Origin of the sequence: Klebsiella sp. K47 (assembly GCF_051858335.1) — a bacterium.
In the GTDB taxonomy this organism is placed as follows: domain Bacteria; phylum Pseudomonadota; class Gammaproteobacteria; order Enterobacterales; family Enterobacteriaceae; genus Klebsiella; species Klebsiella pneumoniae.
The window spans coordinates 1-1,231 of sequence record NZ_JBPYUI010000078.1 but is presented as its reverse complement, the minus strand read 5'-3'; the positions used below and the strand labels follow the sequence as shown (position 1 = coordinate 1,231).

The 1,231-nt window shown below is 55.1% G+C and carries 2 protein-coding genes; both read left to right on the top strand.

The genetic code is table 11. The features are described from left to right. The coding region (gene tssB, locus RRF55_RS27110; protein WP_093998009.1) for a type VI secretion system contractile sheath small subunit at positions 1-467 on the top strand (467 nt) is incomplete at its 5' end. Between the two features lie 42 nt (positions 468-509). Continuing rightward, positions 510-1,231: type VI secretion system contractile sheath domain-containing protein (locus RRF55_RS27105; RefSeq protein ID WP_170925916.1), on the top strand; the 722-nt coding region annotated here is incomplete at its 3' end.

Here is a 1,231-nt window from a genome sequence, read left to right as displayed (position 1 = left end):
TCCCCAGGGCGCGCATTAATCTCAAATTATCTCTTCATACCGGCGGCGCGCAAAAGAAGGTCGAACTGCCGCTCAAACTGCTTACCATTGGCGATTTTAGTCATGGTAAGGAAAACCGGCCTTTATCGGAAAGAGAAAAAATCAACGTCAATAAAAATAATTTTAACAGCGTACTTTCGGAATTTAGCCCGGAAGTTAACCTCTTGGTGCCGAATACGCTGGCCGGCAATGGCGAAGAGGAGAACGTCAGACTGCGTTTTACCGACATCAAAGATTTTGAACCGGAGCAGGTTGCCCGGCAAATTCCGCAACTCCGCGCCATGCTGGCGATGCGTAATTTATTACGCGATCTCAAATCCAATCTGCTCGATAACGCCACTTTCAGAAAAGAGCTTGAGGCAATCCTGAAAGATCCGGCGCTGTCCCAGGAATTACGCGACGAAATGTGTGCGCTTGCCCCGAAATAAGTGCGGGGCAAGTCTGTTAATGGATTAACCGGAAAAATGCTAATGTCTGTTACCACAGAAAACGCCCCTGTTCAGGGGCAAACCACGCTGCAGGAAAACAGGGCGGGCGAGGGCGTTTACGCCTCGCTGTTTGAAAAAATTAATCTCACCCCGGCGTCTCGCCTCGGGGATATCAACGACTTTCTGGACGATGCCGCGCTCTCCGAGGCGCCGGCGGCGGAACGTCTCACCGCGGCGATGCAGGTGTTTATGGAACGCATCCGTCAGTCCGGCCAGCGGGTGGAAAAGCTCGACAAAACGCTGATCGACCACCATATCGCCGAGCTGGATTTCCAGATAAGCCGTCAGCTGGACGCGGTGATGCACCATCAGGAGTTTCAGCAGGTCGAATCCCTGTGGCGCGGCCTCAAACAGCTGGTGGACAACACCGACTATCGGCAGAACGTCAAAACGGAGATCCTCGACGTCGCCAAAGACGATCTGCGCCAGGACTTTGAGGACGCGCCGGAGCTTATCCAGAGCGGCCTCTACTGGCACACCTATACCGCGGAGTATGACACTCCCGGCGGCGAGCCGATCGGCTCGGTGATCTCGGCCTATGAGTTCGACGCCAGCCCGCAGGATGTGGCGCTGCTGCGCAATATCTCCCGCGTCTCTGCGGCCGCCCATATGCCGTTTATCGGCGCCGTCGGCCCGGCCTTCTTCCTGAAAGAGACCATGGAAGAGGTGGCTGCCATTAAGGATATCGGCAACTACTTCGATCG